Origin of the sequence: Streptomyces sp. NPDC014801, assembly GCF_043082085.1 — a bacterium.
Classification (GTDB): domain Bacteria; phylum Actinomycetota; class Actinomycetes; order Streptomycetales; family Streptomycetaceae; genus Streptomyces.
The window spans coordinates 210169-229618 of the sequence record NZ_JBIBXG010000012.1 but is presented as its reverse complement, the minus strand read 5'-3'; the positions used below and the strand labels follow the sequence as shown (position 1 = coordinate 229618).

Genomic DNA, 19450 nt, shown 5'->3' with positions numbered 1-19450 from the left:
AAGTCCTCTGCCTTCAGGCGGACGGGTCCTCGGGCAGTCGGTCGGCGACGAACGTGCCGAGGCCCACCTCGCCTCGGGTCCAGCCCTGTTCCCGCACGTGGCGCATGGCCTTGGCCGCCGTGGCGTTCACGACGCCGAACTCTTGGGCGATCTCCAGTGTGGACGGCACGCGGCTGCCCGGGGGATACGTGCCGTCCTTGATGCGGCGGATGATCTCCGCTGCGATCTGTCGCCAGAGGGGGCGGGTGCGATCCAGTTCCATGACTGGCCAGCGTGGCGTACCGGGCCGCGACGCGCCCCTGATTGTCACGATCAGGCACGCGCTCGGGTCGGTCCATCGCGTGCGCCTCAGGTGACAGAGGAGCGGGGCATAGCAGCTCTCAGTCCGCCGGCAGTGGGTCGGAGACGAACCAGCCCCGCTGGGGGACCGCGTACACCCAGCCCTCGTCGGCCAGAAGGCCGAGGCCTCGGCGGACGGTCGTCCGGGCGATGCCGTAGCGCTGTACGAGCTGGGCCTCGCTGGGCAGCATGCGTCCCGGCTGCCAGTCGCCGCGTCGGATCTGCGCACGCAGGATCTCCGCCAGCTGCCGGTACGGGGTGAGCGGCGCGCCGTGATCGATCTCAGCGTCAGGGTTCATGAGAACGACGCTAGGCAAGCTCAGAGGAGCATGCTCTTTGGGATACGTCTCGCTACGTATCGATACAAGGCGATACTATGCGGCGGACAGAAACGCCCCGGCCGGAAGGGTGAGAGCTTCCATGCCGGGGCTCAGCCGACTGACCAGGAGTCGACCTATGCGCAGCCTACTGGCCGCCCTTTTGCAGTTACTGCTGCCTTCCCGCGGGCTTCATCGTGCTGGGCCTGGGGTGCCGAGCCGCGGAAGGCATCCGGGCCTTCCTTCCGTTCGGGCCGTACCTCCCCGGCCGGCGCGGCCGCCCCTCGACGTCGTCCTCGCCGACGGGCTGCCGCTCGTGCGGCCCTACGTCGTTCTCGCTGAGCGGGAGCGGGAAGCGCAGGAGCGGTGGTGGGTTCAGCGAGAGCGGCGGCGGGCCGCCGTGCTGGCCACGCTCGGGCAGGACTACCTCCCCCGGGAGGTCGCCGTATGAGTGCCTCGTCACGTCCCCGCAGCCTCGGTGTCGACCCGGCCACCGGGAAGGAGGCCTTCGTCGTCGCGGAATCCGGTGGGTTTCTGGAGGCCCTGGCCGATCGGTATGCCCTTGAGACGGCCGCAGTCCTCGTCGCCGTCGTCGGGGCTGTCTTGGAGGAGGGGCGCGCCTCGGACATCGAACTCGCCGCGTTCGTACGGCCTTTGCATGCGGCGCTTGAGGAATGCGTCGATGTCATGGCCGAGCGCATGACCAGCGGGGTGTCGGAGGACTGACCTGACGCCCCTCCGTCACGTCAGCGGCACCCTCGTGAAGCGGGCCGCCGTGTGCAGGTCTGCTTCGATGGTGGCTGCCGTGGTGAGGAGTTCTGGGAGGAGGGTTTCCTCGCACTCTTCTCTGGTGCGGCGGGCCGCGTGCGTGGCCGTCGTCAGGGCTGCGATGACCTCGCCGCGGGCGTCATAGAGCGGGACGGACAGGGTGCGCAGGCCCGCTTCCAGTTCCGCGTCGAGGAGGGCGTGGGGGGCCGCGGCGAGCAGCGCGCGGCCCGCCGAGGTCTCCGCCGACGGGAGCGGGCGGCCCAGGGGGATGGTCGCGCTCATCACGCGGTGGTGCGTGGCCCGCGCGACGTACACGATCTCCCCGGGGGACGGCGCGCGGACCGCCAGCGCCGTCGACTCCTGGATGCGGGCGGTCAGCTCCTCCAGGTGGGGTGTCGCGATCTCGGGGAGGGTCGTGCGGGACAGGGACGGGAAGCCCAGGGACAGGACCCTGGGGGTCAGGGAGAACACCCCGTCGACCACTTCCACCAGGCCCAGGTGCTCGTACGTGATCAGCGCCCTGCGGGCCGTCGCCCTCGCCAGGCCCGTCGCCTTTGCCACCTCGGTGAGGGTCAGCCGGTCCCTGCCCTCGCTGAACGCCGTCAGGACCGTCAGGCCCCTTGCCAGGGATTCGACGAAGTCGCGGCCCAGTTCGTGTTTCGTCGCCGCCGTCCAGGTGGCGAGGCCGCTGCCCGGGAGGACCGGGTCGGGCGTGGGGGCCGTGCGCAGGGCCTCCTCCATCTCTGCCACCGCCTCCCGCAGGCGGGGCAGCAGCGTGGCCGCCAGGTCGTCGGCCGGATGCCTGCTCGTGTGGCTCACCACGCTCGCCACGCACTCCACGCGGCCGGTCCCTGGGTCCCGTACCGGCACCGAGACCGCCACCAGGCCCGGTTCGATCAGCTGGTCGTCGACGGCCCAGCCCTCCCGCGCCGCTTCCCGGCTGCGCCGCACGAACTCCTCGTCCGAATACGGACGTTCACGCGGCGGTACAGCCGTGAAGGCGCGGTCCTGCGGGTCCGCCGCCCGGCGTTCGCGCCAGCGGCGCCAGTCCGCCTCGGTCCACTCGGTGGCGAAGAGCGGGCCGGGCGCGGTGCGTTCGGCGGGGAGCAGGTCGCCGATGCGGAAGCTCAGCGACATCGCGCGGCGGCGGGTCGCCTGGTGGATGAAACGGATGCCGTCCCGGTCGGCGACGGCCAGCGACACCGACTCGTCCAGTGCGTCGGCCAGTTCGTCCGCCCGCGCCGACAGCAGCGAGGGCAGGCGCAGGGCCGCCAGGTAGGCGTTGCCCAGTTCCATCACGCGCGGGGTGAGGACCGCGTCGCGGCCGTCGAGGCGGACGTATCCCATGCGGGCCAGCGTGGAGGTGATCCGGTCCACCGTGGAGCGGGCCAGGCCCGTCGCCTTCTCCAGCGCGCTCGGGCTGAGCCGGCCGCCCGCCTCCGTCAGCCGGTGCAGTACGGCGATCCCGCGGATCAGCGGCGTGACGGCCTCCTCCGGGGGCGCGGCGGCCCCCGGGGCGGTGCGGGCGGCGTCGGGCGGATGCATGACCGTGCGCTCTCCGGGGCTGACGGGACGGGGCCGGCGGCTACGAGGGGGCCGGCGGGCGGATCTCGCTCACACCGTATCCGGAGCATCACCGGAGTCGGTCGCCGCAAGCCGTCTGCGTAGGAAGGCGTCCACGTCCGTGGGCGGACCAGGTGGTACCGGGGCGCCTCCTGACCCGGGGCCCCTGGAACACCAGGCGGCCGTCGCCCCGCGCCCTACCTCCGCGTGACCCGCACCACCACCCCGTCCTCCCCCGCACCGCTCTCGTCGTCCGGTTCCGTCACCGTGATGCGGATGCCGTGGCGGGTGTCCTCGAAGGACTGGCCGGGGACGAACGTGGCGTCGGAGAGTTCGGCGTGGACGTTCGGGCTGCGGGTGCAGCCGCCGCTGTCGCGCCGGGAGTCGTACACCCGGACCGGGCCGAGGCCGGTGTCGACGTCGGCGTCCACCCGGTAGATCAGCACCCCCGGCCGGCACACCGCCTCGTCGTTGCCCTCCCGGGTGCGCAGTTCCAGCGCGTATCCGGAACGGCCGTCCAGAGGGACGAAGACCAGTTTGGGCCCGCCGGACCGGGCCAGCGGGGTCAGCGGGAACTCGGCCGTGCCGGGAGAGGCGGCGCAGCGGATCTGGGCGGCGTCCAGCCAGCCGAGCTTCCACTTGTGCCAGCCGAGCAGGTCGTTGTTGGCGCCCCAGTCCTCGCTCATGATGTCCCAGTGGCCGACCGCGCCCCCACCGTCCGCGGTGTAGAGGTCGGGCAGCCCGAAGACGTGGCCGTTCTCGTGCGGCAGGACGCGGTAGCCGGTGCGGGCGTAGGAGCCGGAGCCGTCGTCCTGGCGGGAGTAGACGAAGGAGGCGTTGGCGACCGGGACGCCGTCGGCCACCGGGGCCTCGGCGTTGCCGGCGAACGTCACCGACAGCACGGTGTCCAGCGCGGAGGGGCCCGCGTTCGGCGTGACCAGCACGTTGAGCAGGTCGTAGTCGCGGAAGTCCACCCGTCCGTCGGCGGTGGCCACGATGTCCTGGACCAGTTCGCGGTAGCCCGGGTCGAAGGGGGCGCCGCGCTCTATGCCGTACGCCTTGAAGGTCTTCGGCATGCGCAGCCAGCCCTCGATCGGGGTGGCCGGCTCGTAGTCGAGGCGGCCGTAGGAGCTGGTGCGGAACCAGCGCTGGGTCTGCGGGAAGAACTCGTGGAAGCGGTCCATGGCCTTGCCCTGGCCGCGTGCGTCCGGGAAGTCGATCATCAGGGTGAGCGCGCGGACCCTGCCGGTGGAGTGCGCGTAGCCGCCGGGGGTGGGGACGCCCTCGGACATCTGGACGGCCGGGCCGCCGCTGATCATGCAGGGGCCCAGGGTGGTGGAACGGGACAGCGCCGCGACGGGGCCCGCCCCGGCCGGGCTGGCTCCCGGCAGCAGGTGCCCGGTGCCGGCCGAGGTGCTGACGGCGAGGGTCAGCAGCGTCACGGAGGCGAGGGCGGCCACGCGGCGCGGGCGTATCCGGCGGTGGTCTCCCGTCCGGGATCGCTGCGGCTGCATGCAGGGCCCTTCGCTCCAGGCAGCCCCCGGTTCCCGGCTGCACCCATGCGATCACCCTGAGTCGCGGCCGCGGCCCACGCTCGCTGAAGCGGGCCGATCGGGGGGTTGCACGCAGTAGCCGGTAGTCGATCGGGGGTGCAGGCAGTAGCCGGTAGCCGATCGGCGGTTCGCAGACAGTGGCCGGTAGCCGGTCGGCGGTTCGCAGACAGTGGCCGGTAGCCGGTCGGGAGTTGCGGGGGAGTGGCCGATCGGGGGTTGATGGGGGAGTGGCCGATCGCAGGTGGCGGTGAGTAGTCGGGTGGGAGCCGCGAGCAGCCTGAGGCATGTGTGACCCAGGTCACCGAAAACTTTCCCGGCGGCGGGAAATAACCGGGGATCCCTTCCCCGTTTAGTCAGGTGTCCGCGCGAAACGGGGAGCCGATCCCCGGATCGCGGCCACAGATGTCACACCGACCGAGGAGTGCACCGTGACGATCACCGCAACCGCGCCGCGCAAGGCGACCCGGCCCCGCGCCGACGCCCTGCGCAACCGCGAGCGCATCGTCACCGCCGCCCGCGAGATGTTCGTCGAGCACGGCCCGGACGTGCCGCTCGACGAGGTCGCCCGCCGGGCCGGCGTCGGCAACGCCACGGTGTACCGCAACTTCCCCGACCGCGACGCCCTCGTCCGCGAGGTCGTCTGCTCCGTGATGGACCGTACGGCGCAGGCGGCCGAGGAGGCGCTGGCCGAGACCGGGGACGCCTTCGAGGCGCTGGAGCGCTTCGCGCACACCGCTGCCGACGAACGGATCAGCGCGCTGTGCCCGATGGTCGCCAGCACCTTCGACAAGAACCACGCCGACCTGGAAGCGGCACGGCAGCGCTGCGAGGACCTGATCGAGGTGATCATGGACCGCGCCAAGGCGGCCGGTCAGCTCCGCACCGACGTCGAGATCGGTGACCTGATGATCGCCGTGGCGCAGCTCAGCCGGCCCCCGGCCGGCACCGGCTGCGGCAGCCTCGACCGCTTCGTCCACCGCCATCTGCAGCTGTTCCTGGACGGGTTGCGGGCCCCGGCCCGCTCCGCCCTGCCGGGCACGGCCGCGACCATGGAGGACCTCCGCAACGCCTGAGCACCGACGCCCGAGCGACCCGAGCGACCCGAACGACCCGAACCACCTGATCGATCCGAGCGGTCAGAGCGCTTCCGAATGATCCCGGGGATCCCAGTGGTCCCGGCGATCCGACGGATGCACGCGATCCGAGCGATCCGACGACGAGCGATTAGTTCCGCACCCACCGTCCGTCTGCACAACGGACGGTGACCTCACCGGCTCCCGCCGCACACCGCGGACGAGCCGTTTACGCAGCCACCGATTTTTCGTCTCACCGCACGTTTTTTCCGTCACGAAGTCCCGAAGTGGGTACACCCATGTCCGAAACAGCCCTGAAGGCTCCCGGCACCGTCCGCAGCGGCGGTGACGCCAACCGCTGGAAGGCGCTCGTCTTCATCGCGCTCGCCCAGCTGATGGTGGTCCTCGACGCCACCATCGTGAACATCGCCCTGCCCTCCGCCCAGACCGACCTCGGCATCTCCGACGGCAACCGGCAGTGGGTGGTCACCGCCTACGCCCTGGCCTTCGGCGGACTGCTGCTCTTCGGCGGCCGGATAGCCGACCTGTGGGGCCGCAAGCGCGCCTTCGTCCTCGGCCTCGGCGGTTTCGCCGCCGCGTCCGCGCTCGGCGGTGCCGCGACCACCGGCGCGATGATGTTCGGCGCCCGCGCGCTGCAGGGTGCCTTCGGCGCGCTGCTCGCGCCCGCAGCCCTGTCCCTGCTCGCGGTGATGTTCACCGACGCCAAGGAGCGCGCCAAGGCGTTCGGCATCTACGGCGCGATCGCCGGCGGTGGCGGCGCGGTCGGCCTGATCCTCGGCGGTTTCCTCACCGAGTACCTGGACTGGCGCTGGACCTTCTTCGTCAACATCCCGTTCGCCGTCGTCGCCGCGCTCGGCGCCTACTTCGTCATCCGTGAGCCGGAGGGCGGCCGCAACCGCTCGCCGCTCGACATCCCCGGCGTGGTGCTCTCGACGCTGGGTCTGGTCGCGCTGGTGTACGGCTTCACCCGCGCCGAGTCCGACGGCTGGAGCGACACTGTCACCATCGCGATGTTCGTGATCTCCGTCGTGTCGCTGCTGGCGTTCGCGCTGGTCGAGGCCCGGGTGAAGGCCCCGCTGCTGCCGCTGCGCGTGGTGACCGACCGCAACCGCGGCGGCATCTACCTCTCGCTCGGTCTCGCGATCATCGGCATGTTCGGCCTGTTCCTCTTCCTCACCTACTACCTGCAGGTCGTGAAGGGCTACTCGCCGGTCAAGACCGGCTTCGCGTTCCTGCCGATGGTGGCGGGCATGATCACCGGTTCCACGCAGATCGGCACCCGGCTGATGACCCGTCTGCCGGCCCGCTTCCTGATGGGCCCCGGCTTCCTGGTCGCCGCGCTCGGCATGCTGCTGCTCACCCAGATGAAGATCGACTCCTCCTACGGCACGCAGCTGCTGCCCGCGATGGTGCTGCTCGGCCTCGGCATGGGTACGGCGTTCATGCCGGCGATGTCCCTGGCCACCCAGGGCGTCCAGCCCCGGGACGCCGGTGTCGCCTCCGCGATGGTGAACACCTCCCAGCAGGTGGGCGGCGCGATCGGCACCGCCCTGCTGAACACCATCGCCGCGTCCGCGACCACGTCGTACGTCAAGGACCACATCGCGTCCGCCGCGACCAAGCCGCAGCAGCAGCTGGTCGGGCTGCAGGGCATGGTGCACGGCTACAGCACGGCGATCTGGTTCGCCGTCGGCATCCTCGCGGTGGCCGCGCTGATCGCGTTCACCTTCGTCAACGCCGGCCGCCCGGGCTCCACCACGGTGGCCTCCGGCGAGGGCGTCGAGGACGAGGTGCCGGTCCCGGTGGTCGCCCACTGAGCCGCCGTACGGTGAAACCGAGCCGCCGTACGGTGAATTAGCGGAGCCAGGGCAGGTCCGCACCCGCTTCGTTGGGCTGGAGGCCCTCGGCGACGATCTCCATGATCTCGCCGAGGGCCTTCTGCTGTGCCGGGCTGAGCCGCTCGAACAGCGCCTGGCGTACGGCGGCCACATGGCCGGGCGCGGTGCGCCGCAGCACGTCCAGGCCCTCGTCGGTGAGCACCGCGAACTGGCCGCGCTTGTCGGAGGGGCAGTCCTCGCGGCGTACCCAGCCGTTCTTCTCCAGCCGGGCGATCGCGTGCGACAGCCGGGAGCGCGTGATCTTGGCCTGCATGGCCAGTTCGGTCATCCGCAGCCGGCGGCGCGGGGCCTCGGCCAGGCCCACGAGCAGGCCGTAATAGATGTGCGGCATGCCCGCGTCGCGCTGCAGCTGCCGGTCGAGGTGGTCCTCGAGCAGGGTGGTGGCGTGCAGATAGGCGCGCCAGACGCGCTGTTCCTCCTCGGTCAGCCAGCGGGGCTCCGCCGTGTCGGGGGAGGAGGAGGGGGATGCGGGTGCCGTGGTCATGTCTCCACTGTACGGCCGCTGTCCTTGAATCTTAAACAAGTCGGGCGTACCCTGAGAAACAGGAAAGCTTTAGATTTAAAGCATCTGTCGTTGGGAGTACCGCCGATGTCCGCAGCCACCCGGGAGCGCATGCCCGCCCTGTACCTCAGCCACGGCGCCCCGCCGCTCGCGGACGACCCCGTCTGGCCCGGTGAGCTCGCCGCCTGGTCCGCCACCCTGCCGCGGCCCAAGGCGATCCTGATCGTCTCCGCGCACTGGGAGGAGGCCCCGCTCGCCCTCGGCGCCACCACCACCGTGCCGCTCGTCTACGACTTCTGGGGCTTCCCCGAGCACTACTACCGCGTCCGCTACGACGCGCCCGGCGCCCCGCAGCTCGCCGAGAGCGTGCGCAAGCTGCTGCGCGCCCCCGGGATGCCGGTCCAGGACATCCCCGACCGGGGCCTCGACCACGGCGCGTACGTGCCGCTCGTCGAGATGTACCCCGGCGCCGACATCCCCGTCCTGCAGATCTCCATGCCCACCCTGGACCCGGTGCGGCTGATGGAGATCGGCCGCCGCCTCGCGCCGCTGCGCGACGAGGGCGTCCTGATCGTCGGCTCCGGCTTCTTCACCCACAACCTGGCCGCGCTGCGCCATGCCGGCGGCGTCCCCGCCTGGTCGGCGGAGTTCGACGACTGGGGGCGGCGCGCCCTGGAGGGCGGAGACGTGGACGCGCTGCTGGACTTCCTGCACACCTCGCCGGCCGGGCAGCTCGCGCACCCGCGCACCGAGCACTTCGCCCCGCTGTTCGTGACCATGGGCGCGGCGGACGCGGCCGGCGAGCTCGGGGAACAGAAGTCCGTGATCGACGGGTTCTGGATGGGGCTGGCCAAGCGGTCGGTGCAGTTCGGCTGACGGCCCGCACCGGGGCGTGGCCGTCGGGGCCGGTCGCTCAGAGTTCCTTCTCGTACCAGGCCACGTCCCACCAGCGGCCGAACTTGCGCCCGACCTCCCGGTACGTGCCCACGTGCCGGAAGCCGAAGCGCTCGTGCAGCCGGACGGACGGCTCGTTCGGCTGGGCGATGCCCGCGTAGGCGCGGTGCAGGTCCTCACCGGCCAGCGCCGCGAACAGGGCCTCGTACAGCAGGGTGCCCACGCCGCGGCCGCCGGCCCCGGGGGCGACGTACACCGTCGTCTCCACGGAGGTCGAGTACGCGGGCTTGGCGCGATAAGGACTGGATGTGGCGTACCCCAGAATTTCCTGTGTGTCCGCGTCTGCGGCAACCTTCAGGCGGTACGGGCCGTCTTCAGGGTGGGAGAGCAGCCAGGGGCGGCGCTCCTCGGGGGTGAAAACGGCGGTGTCGAATGTGATGGGCGTCTCACGTACGTAGTGGTTGTAGAGGTCCGTGAGGGCCTTCAGGTCGGCCTCCACCCCCGGCCTGACCTGCACCTCTCGACGTTCGGTCGGCATCGCGCCTCCTCGTGTGGCCGCACAGGGTACTGCATGATCAGAAAAATCGGGGGTCGGGTTGGGAATTCTGTCCGGATTCCAGTCGTTGTTTCCATCGGATGCAGGGCACCCGAGGAGAGTCCGAGGAGTCCGGAGGAGGGTCCGGAAGACCTCGGTGGCGTCCCTCGCCGTGCCGAGTGTCCGACGGACCACCCGCTGACCCACCATCGCAAGGGAGCACGCATGGCAACCCGTGCCGTCGCCCGTCGTCAGTCCGCCAACGGCGAGACGGCCGACGCGGCAAGCAGTGTTCGCGCCACCGGCGACATCGCCGACCGCGATCTGGTCGGCATGTACCTGGACGAGATCGCGCGGACACCGCTGCTCGACGCCGCCAAGGAGGTCGAGCTGTCCCAGCAGATCGAAGCGGGTGTCTTCGCGCGGCAGATCCTCGACGGGTACGAGGAGGCCGAGGTGGACGCGAGCCGGGAGGAGCTGCAGGCCCTGGTCGACCAGGGCGAGCGGGCCAAGGACATTTTCATCCGCTCCAACCTCCGTCTGGTCGTCGCCGTGGCCCGCCGCTACCCGCGCTCCGGTCTGCCCCTGCTGGACCTGATCCAGGAGGGCAACGCCGGTCTGGTCCGTGCGGTCGAGAAGTTCGACTACCGCAAGGGCTTCAAGTTCTCCACGTACGCCACGTGGTGGATCCGCCAGGCGATCACCCGTTCGATAGCGGACCAGTCGCGCACCATCCGGCTGCCCGTCCACCTCGTGGAGGAGCTGGGCCGCATCCGCCGGGTGCAGCGCGAGTTCAACCGTGAGCACGGGCGCGAGCCGGAGCCCACGGAGATCGCCGCCGAGCTCGGCTCCACGCCGGAGCGCGTCACCGACGTGCTGGACTGGGCCCGCGACCCGGTCTCGCTGAACATGTCGGTGGACGACGAGGGCGAGACCCAGTTCGGCGACCTGCTGGAGGACACCTCCGCGGTGAGCCCCGAGCAGTCGGTCCTCACCCTGCTGCGCAGCGAGGAGCTGGACGACCTGATCGGCCGCCTCGACCAGCGCACGGCGTCCATCATCAAGATGCGGTACGGCATCGAGGACGGCCGTGAGCGCACGCTGACCGAGGTCGGCAAGGAGCACGGCCTGACGCGCGAGCGCATCCGCCAGATCGAGAAGCACGCGCTGCTGGAGCTGAAGAAGCTGGCCCGCGACACCGGCTTCGACGCGGCGGCCTGACGGCCTCCCGCTGCCTGCCGGCGGCTTGGGTGACCGCCCGGGCCGGCGGTAGGGTCCGGTGTGCTTCCGGCGGATGCCGGCGGGTGGTGTGCGCGGGCGCGTACGCCGGGTGGCGAAAGAGCGCGCAAACATGGCGCTGTTCCGCCGCTTCAACCGCCGGGGCCGGGGAAAAAGACTTCACGACACGGGAGTTCGGGGCCTTGGGCCCAGGGCTCCCCGCCCGAGGCAAACCGTTTCAGCGCAATCTGTTTCGGCAGCGATCCTCCGGGCAAGCGAACCACGTCCCGACGCAATCCCCCCCCCGGCGCCGGGACTTCCCCGAGCCGGACTCTCGGCGCCCTCCCCCCCTGGGCGCCGGGGTCCGGCTCCTTTGCGTTCCCCCGCGGCGCACAGAGGAGCGGGCCACCCCGTACCTGAACCACGGGGTGACCCGCCCGGACGGAAGATTCTGTCACACGGGGATCAACGCGGGCGGGGGCCAACGCGGGCTCCCGTACGTCGATTTCCGGCTGCGGCCCGGCGCCCGGTCGCGCACACGGTTCCCCGCGCCCCTGGAGGTCTCGCGGTCCCCGCCGGTCAGCGGCTCGCGCGACTCGCACGGCCGAGACGGGACGCCAGCTCGTGGACGGCGTCCGCCAGTTCCCGTGGCTCGTGGACCGTGAAGTCGAAGCCCAGCATCGCCAGTCGCGCCGCCAGCCACTCTGGCGGGCCGCCGCCGTGGCCGCGCAGGACGCAGCCCCCGTCCGCAGCCGGCTCCGGCGCCCCCAGCCAGCCCGGGACCTTCGCCGCGACCTCCGCCGCCGGCGCGGCGAAGGCGACCACGAAGCCGTACGACTCCTGCCCCCGCTGCATCGACCGCCGCAGATACGCCGCCGCGTCCCCTTCCGGCAGCTCGCGCGGGGTGAACCGGGCCCCGGTCGCGAACGGCTCGCTCACCCGGTCGACGCGGAAGGTCCGCCAGTCCTCGCGCTCGAGGTCGTAGGCGACGAGGTACCAGCGCCGGCCCGTCGACACCAGCCGGTACGGCTCGGTCAGCCGCCGCGAGCGCGTCCCGTCGGCGGCGCGGTAGGCGAACCGCAGCCGTTCCCGCCCGGCCACCGTGGACGCCATCACGGTGAGCGTCTCCGGTGCGATGCTCGGCCCGTCCCCGCTGGTCAGCGCGGTCGTCGCGGCCTGCAGGGTGGTCACCCGGTGACGCAGCCGGGCCGGCAGCACCTGCTCCAGTTTGGCCAGCGCCCGCACGGACGCCTCCTCCACGCCCTCCACCGCGTGCCCGGCGCCCGCCCGCAGCCCCACCGCGATGGCCACGGCCTCCTCGTCGTCGAGGACCAGCGGCGGCATGGCCTTGCCGGCGACGAGCCGGTAGCCGCCGTCGGCGCCCATCGTGGCCTGCACCGGATACCCCAGCTCGCGCAGCCGGTCGATGTCGCGGCGGATCGTGCGCCGTGAGACGCCGAGCCGTTCGGCGAGCTCGCCGCCGGGCCACTCGCGGGGCGTCTGGAGGAGGGAGAGCAGCTGCAGGAGCCGGGCCGGAGTATCGGTCGTCATGGACTCGAGAATGCCGCAGAAGTAGGACCTGATCTGACCTACTGCGGTCCTACTTTCTTCTCATGACCTCCACCGAGACCCACCTCGCACCACCCGCCACCGGCGACCGCCGCCGCTGGTTCGCGCTGGCGATCGTGATGACCGCGGCCTTCATGGACCTCGTCGACGTGACGATCGTGAACATCGCCATCCCGTCCATCCAGCGGGACGCGGGCGCCTCGTTCAGCCAGATCCAGTGGATCACCGCCGGCTACGCGCTCGCCTTCGCCGCCGGCCTCGTCACCGGTGGCCGGCTCGGTGACATCCACGGCCGCAAGCGGATCTTCCTGCTCGGCATCTTCGGCTTCACGCTCGCCTCCGCCCTGTGCGGCTTCGCCGCGAACCCCGAGATGCTGGTCGCGTCCCGGATCCTGCAGGGCGGCATGGCGGCGCTGATGGTGCCCCAGGTGCTGTCGATCGTGCACGCCACCTTCCCCGCGCACGAACGCGGCAAGGTCTTCGGCCTGTTCGGCGCGATCGTCGGCCTGGGCGCGGTGTCCGGACCGCTGCTGGGCGCCCTGCTGACCGAGTGGGACCTCTTCGGCCTCCAGTGGCGGCCCATCTTCCTGATCAACCTGCCGGTCGGCGTGGCCGCCTTCTTGCTGGGCCGCCGTTTCATCACCGAGTCGCGCGCCCCGCGGGCGCTCAAGCTCGACCTGGTGGGCGTCGCCCTGGTGACGCTGGGTCTGCTGATGCTGCTCTACCCGCTCACCCGCGGCCGCGAGCTGGGCTGGCCGCTGTGGGGGTACGGCTCGATGGCGGGCGCGGTCGTGGTGTTCGCCGCGCTGGTCGCCTACGAGCGCCGCAAGAGCGCCCGGGACGGCTCGCCGCTGGTGGAGCTGTCGCTGTTCCGGGTGAAGAGCTTCGCGGCGGGCATCGCCGTGCAGACGGTGTTCGGGGTGGCGCTCGGGGTCTTCTTCCTGGTGTGGACGCTGTACATGCAGATCGGTCTGGGCTGGAGCCCGCTCAAGGCCGGCCTGACCGGCGTGCCGTTCTCCATCGCGGTGTCCACGGCGGCCGGGCTGAGCGTGCAGAAGCTGGTCCCGCGGTTCGGGCGCGGGGTGCTGCAGGCGGGAGCGCTGGTGATGGCGCTGGGCGTCCTGCTGTACCTGGTGGAGGCCGGCCACTACGGCTCGTCGATCGCGCCGTGGCAGATGGCGCTGCCGCTGGTCGTGATGGGCCTCGGCATGGGGCTGATCGTCGCCCCGCTGACCGACGCGGTGCTCTCCGACGTGCCGCGTGAGCACGCCGGTTCGGCGTCCGGGCTGATCAACACGGTGCAGCAGATGGGCAACGCGCTCGGTCTGGGCCTGGTGTCCGTGGTCTTCTTCGGCGAGATCGGCGACCGGCTCGCCCCGGCGGAGGTCGGCCCCGCGTTCGTCCATGCCTTCCAGCACGCGCTGGGCTGGGTGGCGGGCGTGATGGCCGTGATCTTCCTGCTGATGTTCGCCCTGCCCAGGTGCCCGGCGCAGCACGTGGAGGGCGCGCCGGCGGACGAGGTCGTGACACCGGAGCAGGAGCGCGAGCTGGTGCACTGAGCGCCACGGCGACGGCATACGGGCCCGGCCCCTCGGGGGGCCGGGCCCTTGGCGTGCCGGGACGATGTCCCGTGCGGACTTCGTGCCCGGGACGTCTCCCGCGCGGACCGCGCCGCCCCCGGACATCGGCCCCGCAGGGGCTGTGACCTGCCAGGACGCCTCACCGTGCCGATCCCGACGCGCGCCGGACGCCGACCCCCGGACGCCCGATCATGCCCGTTTCATTTTTGCTTGCTCCCGGATGACGCCCGAACCTGTTTACTTTCCGGAAATCCAGGCTTAGCCTCTGAGTGAAACCACACGTTCGGGTATGACTCGGAGGCGAACGGACATGTACGCACCGGAGCGGCAGCAGGAGATCCTCCGGCTCGCCCGGGACGGCGGCCGGGTCGACGTCGTGTCGCTCGCCGAGGAGTTCCAGGTGACGGCGGAGACCATCCGCCGCGACCTGAAGGCCCTCGACCGCGCCGGGCTGGTGCGCCGCGTGCACGGCGGGGCCATCCCCGTCGGACGCCTCGACTTCGAGCCCGACCTCACCGAGCGCGAGTCCACCGCCGCCGACGAGAAGGACCGCATCGCCAAGGCGGCCCTGGCCGAACTGCCCACCGAGGGCACGATGATCCTCGACGCCGGCACCACGGTCGCCCGCCTCGCCGCGGCGCTGCCGCTGGAGTCCGCGCTCACCGTCGTCACACACTCGCTGCCCATCGCGGCCCGCCTCGCCGACCACCCCGGCATCCAGCTCCACCTCGTCGGCGGGCGCGTGAGGCACCGCACGCGCGCCGCCGTCGACGCCTGGGCGCTGCGGGCGTACGGCGAGATCCGCGCGGACGTGCTGTTCGTGGCCGCCAACGGCTACTCCGCCGAGCACGGCCTGACCACCCCCGACCTCGCCGAGGCCGCCGTCAAGCGGGCCGCGGTCGCCGCCGCGCGCCGCGTGGTGCTGCTCGCCGACTCCTCCAAGCACGGCCAGGAGCACTTCGCCCGCTTCGGCGACCTCGGCGACGTGGACCTGCTGATCACCGACAGCGGGCTGAGCAACGAAGACGCCGCCGGCATCGAGCGCGGCGGCACGGAAGTAGTACGCGCATGATCCTCACCGTCACCCCGAACCCGTCCCTCGACCGCACCTACGAGGTCACGGCGCTCAAGCGCGGAGAGGTCATCCGCGCCGAGACCGAGCGCATGGACCCGGGCGGCAAGGGCGTGAACGTCTCCCGGGCCGTCGCGGCCGCCGGACGGCGCACGGTCGCCGTCCTGCCCCTGGGCGGTGCGCCCGGCGCGCTCGTCCAGAACCTGCTGGACGCGCAGGGCATCGAGGTCGCGCCCGTACCCGTCGCCGGGGACACCCGCTCCAACATCGCCCTGGCCGAGGCGGACGGCGTCCTGACGAAGATCAACGCCCCGGGCCCGCAGCTGACGGCCGCCGAGCAGGAACTGCTGCTGGAGACCGTCCGCGAGGTCTCCCGCGGCGCCGACTGGATCGCGTGCTGCGGCAGCCTGCCCCGGGGCCTGGCCCCTTCCTGGTACGCCGATGTCGTCGCCCGGGCGCACGCCGGGGGCGCGCGGATCGCGCTGGACACCTCCGGGCGCGCCCTGCTGGAGGCGCTGCGCGCCGGCCCCGACGTGGTGAAGCCCAACGCCGAGGAGCTCGCGGAGGCCGTCGGCCGCCCGCTGGCCACCGTGGGCGACGCGCTCAAGGCGGCCGAGGAGCTGCGCGCGATGGGCGCGGGCGCGGTGCTGGCGAGCCTGGGCGCCGACGGGCAGCTGCTCGTGGACGCCTCGGGCGCCTGGTTCGGCAGCGCCCGCGTGGACGCCGTACGCAGCAATGTCGGCGCCGGTGACTCCTCGCTGGCCGGCTTCCTCGTCGCCGGCGGCAGCGGCCCCGACGCCCTCGCCTCCGCCGTCGCCCACGGCGCCGCCGCCGTCCAGCTGCCCGGCAGCGTGATGCCGACCCCGGACGACCTGGACCCGGCGGCCGTGACGGTCACGGCGGACGTACCGGTCGACCGCATGCTGAAGGAGCCGGTGTCATGACGTCCCCCTCCGCGGCCCTGCATCTCCCGGCCTCCGCGCCGCCTCATCCCGCCCGACGGGGAACCCGGTTACCGGCCGCCGCACCGTCCCTGAGGCGGGATCTCCCCACCCCCGCCTCCGCGTTCTTGCTCTCTCCCCACCCCACCACCCCCGTCCCCCTCCCCGCCCACCCCACCCACCGGGCGATACGCGAGCTAAGGAGCCCGCGATGAGCGACATGATCACCGCGGAACTGGTCGACCTCGACCTGTCCGCCACGACCAAGGAAGCGGCGGCACGCGCCCTCGCCGAGCGCATGGTGGCGCTGGGCCGGGTGACCGACCTGGAGGGCTTCCTCGCCGACGTGGCCGCACGCGAGGCGCAGATGCCCACCGGCCTCGACGGCGGCATCGGCATTCCGCACTGCCGCAGCGCCCATGTCACCGAGCCGACGCTCGCCTTCGGGCGCAGCGCCGCCGGCATCGACTTCGGCGCCGCGGACGGCCCCGCCGACCTGATCTTCCTGATCGCCGCACCGGCCGGCGCGGACGACGCCCATCTGACGATCCTGTCGTCGCTGGCCCGGCAGCTGATGAACGCCGAGTTCACGGGCGCGCTGCGGTCCGTGGGCGGCGCGGGCACGGCGGCCGCGCTGATCCGCGGGGACGTCACCCCGGGGGACGTCGAGGCCGGCGAGGCCTCCTCGGACTCCGCGGACTCCGCGCAGCCCACCGCAGACTCCGTGGCGGCGCCGGTGGCGGCCTCCGCCGACGCCGCCACGGACACCACCGCACCGGACGCGGGTGCGCGCCCGTTCCGGATCGTCGCGGTGACGTCCTGCCCGACCGGCATCGCCCACACCTACATGGCGGCCGAGTCGCTGGAGAACGCCGGACGCGAGGCGGGCGTCGAACTCGTCGTGGAGACGCAGGGCTCGGCCGGCTTCACCCGGCTCGACCCGGCCGTCGTCGCGGCCGCCGACGGCGTGATCTTCGCCCATGACGTGCCGGTGCGCGACAAGGACCGGTTCGCCGGGAAGCCCACCGTCGACGTCGGCGTGAAGGCCGGCATCAACCGGCCCGCCGAACTCATCGCCGAGGTCCGCGAGAAGGCGGCGCGCGGCGAGGTCACCGCGGCGGCGCCCGCGTCCGGCTCCACGCCGGTGGAGCGGTCCGGCGACTCCACGGAGGGCTACGGCACCAAGCTGCGCAAGTGGCTGATGAGCGGCGTGAGCTACATGGTGCCGTTCGTCGCCGCGGGCGGTCTGCTCATCGCGCTCGGCTTCGCGATCGGCGGCTACAAGATCAACAAGGCACCGTCGGTGATGGACCACTTCATCTGGACCCAGGCCGACAGCTGGGGCGCCCTGCTGTTCCAGATCGGCGGCGTGGCGTTCGGCTTCCTCGTCCCGGTCCTCGCCGGGTACATCGCCTACGGCATGGCGGACCGGCCGGGCCTGGTCCCCGGCTTCGTCGGCGGCGCGATCTCCCTCACCATCAACGCCGGCTTCCTCGGCGGCCTGGCCGCGGGCCTGATCGCGGGCGGGGTGGTGCTCGGCATCCAGAAGGTGCGGATCCCGGCGGCCCTGCGCGGCATCATGCCGGTGGTGGTGATCCCGCTGATCTCCTCGGCGATCGTCGGGTTCCTGATGTTCGTCGTCATCGGCAAACCCATCGCCTCCGCGCAGAAGGGGCTCACGGACTGGCTCAACGGCCTCACCGGCACCAACGCCATCCTGCTCGGCGCGCTGCTCGGCCTGATGATGTGCTTCGACCTCGGCGGTCCGGTCAACAAGGTCGCCTACACCTTCGCCACCGCCGGGATCGCGGTGTCCAACCCCAGCGACTCCGCGATGAAGATCATGGCCGCGGTGATGGCCGCCGGCATGGTCCCGCCGCTGGCGATGGCCCTGGCCACGACCGTGCGCGGCAAGCTCTTCACGCCGACCGAGCGGGAGAACGGCAAGGCCGCCTGGGTGCTGGGCATCTCCTTCATCTCCGAGGGCGCCATCCCGTTCGCCGCGGCCGACCCGCTGCGGGTCATCCCCTCCGCGATGGTCGGCGGCGCCATCACCGGCTCCCTGTCGATGACGTTCGACGCGACCCTGCGCGCCCCGCACGGCGGCATCTTCGTGGTCCCGCTGATCGGCAACCCGCTGCTCTACCTGGTCGCGATCGCCGCGGGCGTCTGCGTCAGCACCGCGATGGTGGTCGTCCTCAAGGGCCTGCGCAAGCCGGCCGCGGGCACCCCGGCCTCCAAGCCGGGCGAGACGGCGGCGGCACCGGGCGCCAAGCAGCCGGTGGCCGCGTAAGGCAACCGATGTCCCTTTCAGGTGCTGTGAGTTGTTCACGGCACCTGCCGGGGATGCGAGATTCGTCACGGTCCGGGGTCAAAGCCCCGGACCGTGGTGTTCACTGGAACACATGCCCGAGCCCTACTCGATCCTCCAGGCGGCAGGGATGGCCGTCCTCGCCCTGGCCGGTGTGGCCTGGCTGATCGGCATCACCCGCATGCTGCGCCGCGCCCGCGCCGAGGCGATCGCCTGGCACGCCGCACAGGACACCGCCCTGTCCGCCCTCCCGGGCCCGCGCGAGGTCGGCCCCCGCCTGGAGGCCGTGGAACTCACCCCGGCCGAACGCGACGCCTTCGCCGGCCTGGTACGCCGCCTCAACAACGGTCACTGACGCGCACCGGGCCCACCGGGCGCGGCGAGGGAGGACCCTCGGGTGGCCGCCGATGCCGGCTGCGAGGAGGGCGGCACGCCGATGTCGGCCGCCCTCGTCCGGCGGTCAGGACACCTGAGTCGCCCGTCGCTCCATCGCGTCCCGGGCCGCCTCCTCGCTCGGGTACACCTCGCACATGTGCCGGCCGTCCGGGGTCGCCGTGTGCTCGACCTCCCACAGCGCGACCTCCCGGCCGTCGGGCAGCAGGAAGGCGTGCTCGTAGAGCGAGAAGGACAGGCCGATCCGGCCCGCCCGGCAGGGACGGCCGAAGGCCTGGGTGATGCGGTGCCCCCGCGCCGTGGCCAGCAGGGCCGCCGTCTCCACACCGGGACGGTCGGCGTTCTCCGCGCGGCGCAGCAGCCGGCGGGCGTGGTCGGCCGTGCCCTCCGCGACGTACGTCTGCCGCGGCCCGGGCACCGGGGCCGGATACGCCGGCAGCGGCAGCTCGAACTCCGTGCCGTCCGGCGGCAGCGGCAGCCGGGCCGTGGCCGCGCGCAGCTCCTCCTCCTCGACGTACACCTCGTGCTGCGGGTCGCTGCCCGGGGCCGTGTTGTGGACGAGCTCCCATAGCGTCATCGCCTGGCCGTCCGCGAGGAGCCAGGTGTGCCGGTAGGTCTCCCGGTGCAGCCCCGCGCTGTGGTGCGCGGAGTGCAGCGAGCTGTCGTACGCCAGCGCGCAGTCCAGCCGGCGTATCGCCTCGTCCGGCAGCTCGAAGGAGTTCAGGGCGCGGCCGAGGAGCCGCGCCAGGTGGTCCTCCGGAGACTCCGGCGACTCGGGTGGTTCGTACGCTGCGGTCTCGTACGGAACGCTCAAGGCTTCTCCCGGCGCTTGCTGCATGTCACCTAGTGGGTGCATACCGTAGCCCCTCGGTCGGACATCGTGTCCGCGAACCGAGAAAACGT

General features: G+C 72.3%; 18 protein-coding genes. 10 read left to right on the top strand and 8 right to left on the bottom strand.

The window, feature by feature from the left end; genetic code table 11:
- Positions 1-13: 13 nt before the first annotated feature.
- Together ACF1AL_RS28840 and ACF1AL_RS28835 are read right to left on the bottom strand one after the other, a co-directional pair.
- Positions 14-262, bottom strand: a complete 249-nt coding sequence (locus ACF1AL_RS28840) for a GntR family transcriptional regulator (RefSeq protein ID WP_386912679.1) — start codon at positions 260-262, stop codon at positions 14-16.
- Positions 263-380: 118 nt separating this feature from the next.
- Positions 381-638: a GntR family transcriptional regulator gene (locus ACF1AL_RS28835; protein WP_391828046.1), complete on the bottom strand. Its 258-nt coding sequence runs from the start codon at positions 636-638 to the stop codon at positions 381-383.
- Between the two features lie 465 nt (positions 639-1103).
- Here ACF1AL_RS28835 and ACF1AL_RS28830 point away from each other — a divergent pair, with 465 nt between their 5' ends.
- Positions 1104-1382: a hypothetical protein gene (locus ACF1AL_RS28830; protein ID WP_391780699.1), complete on the top strand. Its 279-nt coding sequence runs from the start codon at positions 1104-1106 to the stop codon at positions 1380-1382.
- Between the two features lie 15 nt (positions 1383-1397).
- Here the strand turns inward: ACF1AL_RS28830 and ACF1AL_RS28825 are convergent, their stop codons facing one another.
- Together ACF1AL_RS28825 and ACF1AL_RS28820 are read right to left on the bottom strand one after the other, a co-directional pair.
- Entirely contained in the window at positions 1398-2969 is a 1572-nt protein-coding gene (locus ACF1AL_RS28825; RefSeq protein WP_391828044.1) for a helix-turn-helix domain-containing protein, read from the bottom strand.
- A 215-nt stretch (positions 2970-3184) separates the two neighbouring features.
- Positions 3185-4501: a M6 family metalloprotease domain-containing protein gene (locus ACF1AL_RS28820; protein WP_391780697.1), complete on the bottom strand. Its 1317-nt coding sequence runs from the start codon at positions 4499-4501 to the stop codon at positions 3185-3187.
- A 467-nt stretch (positions 4502-4968) separates the two neighbouring features.
- On the opposite strand from ACF1AL_RS28820, the gene ACF1AL_RS28815 reads away from it, so the two are divergent.
- The gene (locus ACF1AL_RS28815; RefSeq protein WP_386912672.1) at positions 4969-5613 is read left to right on the top strand and encodes a TetR/AcrR family transcriptional regulator; all 645 of its coding nucleotides are present in this window, start codon (positions 4969-4971) and stop codon (positions 5611-5613) included.
- 299 nt (positions 5614-5912) lie between these two features.
- Positions 5913-7451: an MFS transporter gene (locus tag ACF1AL_RS28810; protein WP_391702860.1), complete on the top strand. Its 1539-nt coding sequence runs from the start codon at positions 5913-5915 to the stop codon at positions 7449-7451.
- A gap of 37 nt (positions 7452-7488) precedes the next feature.
- Here ACF1AL_RS28810 and ACF1AL_RS28805 read toward each other — a convergent pair whose 3' ends face one another.
- Complete coding sequence (locus ACF1AL_RS28805; protein WP_386420453.1) at positions 7489-8016, bottom strand: MarR family winged helix-turn-helix transcriptional regulator; 528 nt, start codon at positions 8014-8016, stop codon at positions 7489-7491.
- A gap of 129 nt (positions 8017-8145) precedes the next feature.
- On the opposite strand from ACF1AL_RS28805, the gene ACF1AL_RS28800 reads away from it, so the two are divergent.
- Positions 8146-8910, top strand: coding sequence for a dioxygenase (locus ACF1AL_RS28800; RefSeq protein WP_384211824.1), 765 nt, complete (start codon positions 8146-8148; stop codon positions 8908-8910).
- 37 nt (positions 8911-8947) lie between these two features.
- On the opposite strand, the gene ACF1AL_RS28795 is transcribed toward ACF1AL_RS28800, so the two are convergent.
- Entirely contained in the window at positions 8948-9466 is a 519-nt protein-coding gene (locus ACF1AL_RS28795) for a GNAT family N-acetyltransferase (protein WP_384211660.1), read from the bottom strand.
- A gap of 222 nt (positions 9467-9688) precedes the next feature.
- Here ACF1AL_RS28795 and ACF1AL_RS28790 point away from each other — a divergent pair, with 222 nt between their 5' ends.
- Positions 9689-10684 (top strand): RNA polymerase sigma factor RpoD/SigA, encoded by a 996-nt coding sequence (locus tag ACF1AL_RS28790; protein ID WP_386586437.1) that lies wholly within the window; start codon positions 9689-9691, stop codon positions 10682-10684.
- Between the two features lie 576 nt (positions 10685-11260).
- On the opposite strand, the gene ACF1AL_RS28785 is transcribed toward ACF1AL_RS28790, so the two are convergent.
- Positions 11261-12232 (bottom strand): helix-turn-helix transcriptional regulator, encoded by a 972-nt coding sequence (locus tag ACF1AL_RS28785; RefSeq protein WP_391660164.1) that lies wholly within the window; start codon positions 12230-12232, stop codon positions 11261-11263.
- 62 nt (positions 12233-12294) lie between these two features.
- Between ACF1AL_RS28785 and ACF1AL_RS28780 the strand changes: the two genes are divergently transcribed.
- From ACF1AL_RS28780 to ACF1AL_RS28760, 5 genes are all read left to right on the top strand, one after another.
- Positions 12295-13809, top strand: coding sequence for an MFS transporter (locus ACF1AL_RS28780; RefSeq protein WP_391828042.1), 1515 nt, complete (start codon positions 12295-12297; stop codon positions 13807-13809).
- 331 nt (positions 13810-14140) lie between these two features.
- A complete protein-coding gene (locus ACF1AL_RS28775) occupies positions 14141-14902 on the top strand; it encodes a DeoR/GlpR family DNA-binding transcription regulator (protein ID WP_366835586.1) in 762 nt (253 codons plus the stop codon).
- Positions 14899-15846: a 1-phosphofructokinase gene (pfkB, locus tag ACF1AL_RS28770; protein ID WP_391828040.1), complete on the top strand. Its 948-nt coding sequence runs from the start codon at positions 14899-14901 to the stop codon at positions 15844-15846. Before ACF1AL_RS28775 ends, pfkB begins: the two co-directional genes overlap by 4 nt.
- A gap of 208 nt (positions 15847-16054) precedes the next feature.
- A complete protein-coding gene (locus ACF1AL_RS28765) occupies positions 16055-18136 on the top strand; it encodes a fructose-specific PTS transporter subunit EIIC (protein WP_391828038.1) in 2082 nt (693 codons plus the stop codon).
- A gap of 112 nt (positions 18137-18248) precedes the next feature.
- Complete coding sequence (locus ACF1AL_RS28760) at positions 18249-18509, top strand: hypothetical protein (RefSeq protein WP_366835589.1); 261 nt, start codon at positions 18249-18251, stop codon at positions 18507-18509.
- A gap of 105 nt (positions 18510-18614) precedes the next feature.
- Here ACF1AL_RS28760 and ACF1AL_RS28755 read toward each other — a convergent pair whose 3' ends face one another.
- Positions 18615-19361, bottom strand: a complete 747-nt coding sequence (locus ACF1AL_RS28755) for a DUF6227 family protein (protein WP_366835590.1) — start codon at positions 19359-19361, stop codon at positions 18615-18617.
- Positions 19362-19450: the final 89 nt, after the last annotated feature.

What these genes read in the sequence shown, in the direction of transcription:
- ACF1AL_RS28840 (WP_386912679.1), bottom strand. Translation starts at nt 262, where the DNA reads ATGGAACTGGATCGCACCCGCCCCCTCTGGCGACAGATCGCAGCGGAG.
- ACF1AL_RS28825 (WP_391828044.1), bottom strand. Translation starts at nt 2,969, where the DNA reads ATGCATCCGCCCGACGCCGCCCGCACCGCCCCGGGGGCCGCCGCGCCC.
- ACF1AL_RS28790 (WP_386586437.1), top strand. Translation starts at nt 9,689, where the DNA reads ATGGCAACCCGTGCCGTCGCCCGTCGTCAGTCCGCCAACGGCGAGACG.
- ACF1AL_RS28820 (WP_391780697.1), bottom strand. Translation starts at nt 4,501, where the DNA reads ATGCAGCCGCAGCGATCCCGGACGGGAGACCACCGCCGGATACGCCCG.
- ACF1AL_RS28775 (WP_366835586.1), top strand. Translation starts at nt 14,141, where the DNA reads ATGTACGCACCGGAGCGGCAGCAGGAGATCCTCCGGCTCGCCCGGGAC.
- ACF1AL_RS28785 (WP_391660164.1), bottom strand. Translation starts at nt 12,232, where the DNA reads ATGACGACCGATACTCCGGCCCGGCTCCTGCAGCTGCTCTCCCTCCTC.
- pfkB (WP_391828040.1), top strand. Translation starts at nt 14,899, where the DNA reads ATGATCCTCACCGTCACCCCGAACCCGTCCCTCGACCGCACCTACGAG.
- ACF1AL_RS28800 (WP_384211824.1), top strand. Translation starts at nt 8,146, where the DNA reads ATGCCCGCCCTGTACCTCAGCCACGGCGCCCCGCCGCTCGCGGACGAC.
- ACF1AL_RS28760 (WP_366835589.1), top strand. Translation starts at nt 18,249, where the DNA reads ATGCCCGAGCCCTACTCGATCCTCCAGGCGGCAGGGATGGCCGTCCTC.
- ACF1AL_RS28765 (WP_391828038.1), top strand. Translation starts at nt 16,055, where the DNA reads ATGAGCGACATGATCACCGCGGAACTGGTCGACCTCGACCTGTCCGCC.
- ACF1AL_RS28780 (WP_391828042.1), top strand. Translation starts at nt 12,295, where the DNA reads ATGACCTCCACCGAGACCCACCTCGCACCACCCGCCACCGGCGACCGC.
- ACF1AL_RS28805 (WP_386420453.1), bottom strand. Translation starts at nt 8,016, where the DNA reads ATGACCACGGCACCCGCATCCCCCTCCTCCTCCCCCGACACGGCGGAG.
- ACF1AL_RS28795 (WP_384211660.1), bottom strand. Translation starts at nt 9,466, where the DNA reads ATGCCGACCGAACGTCGAGAGGTGCAGGTCAGGCCGGGGGTGGAGGCC.
- ACF1AL_RS28835 (WP_391828046.1), bottom strand. Translation starts at nt 638, where the DNA reads ATGAACCCTGACGCTGAGATCGATCACGGCGCGCCGCTCACCCCGTAC.
- ACF1AL_RS28810 (WP_391702860.1), top strand. Translation starts at nt 5,913, where the DNA reads ATGTCCGAAACAGCCCTGAAGGCTCCCGGCACCGTCCGCAGCGGCGGT.
- ACF1AL_RS28830 (WP_391780699.1), top strand. Translation starts at nt 1,104, where the DNA reads ATGAGTGCCTCGTCACGTCCCCGCAGCCTCGGTGTCGACCCGGCCACC.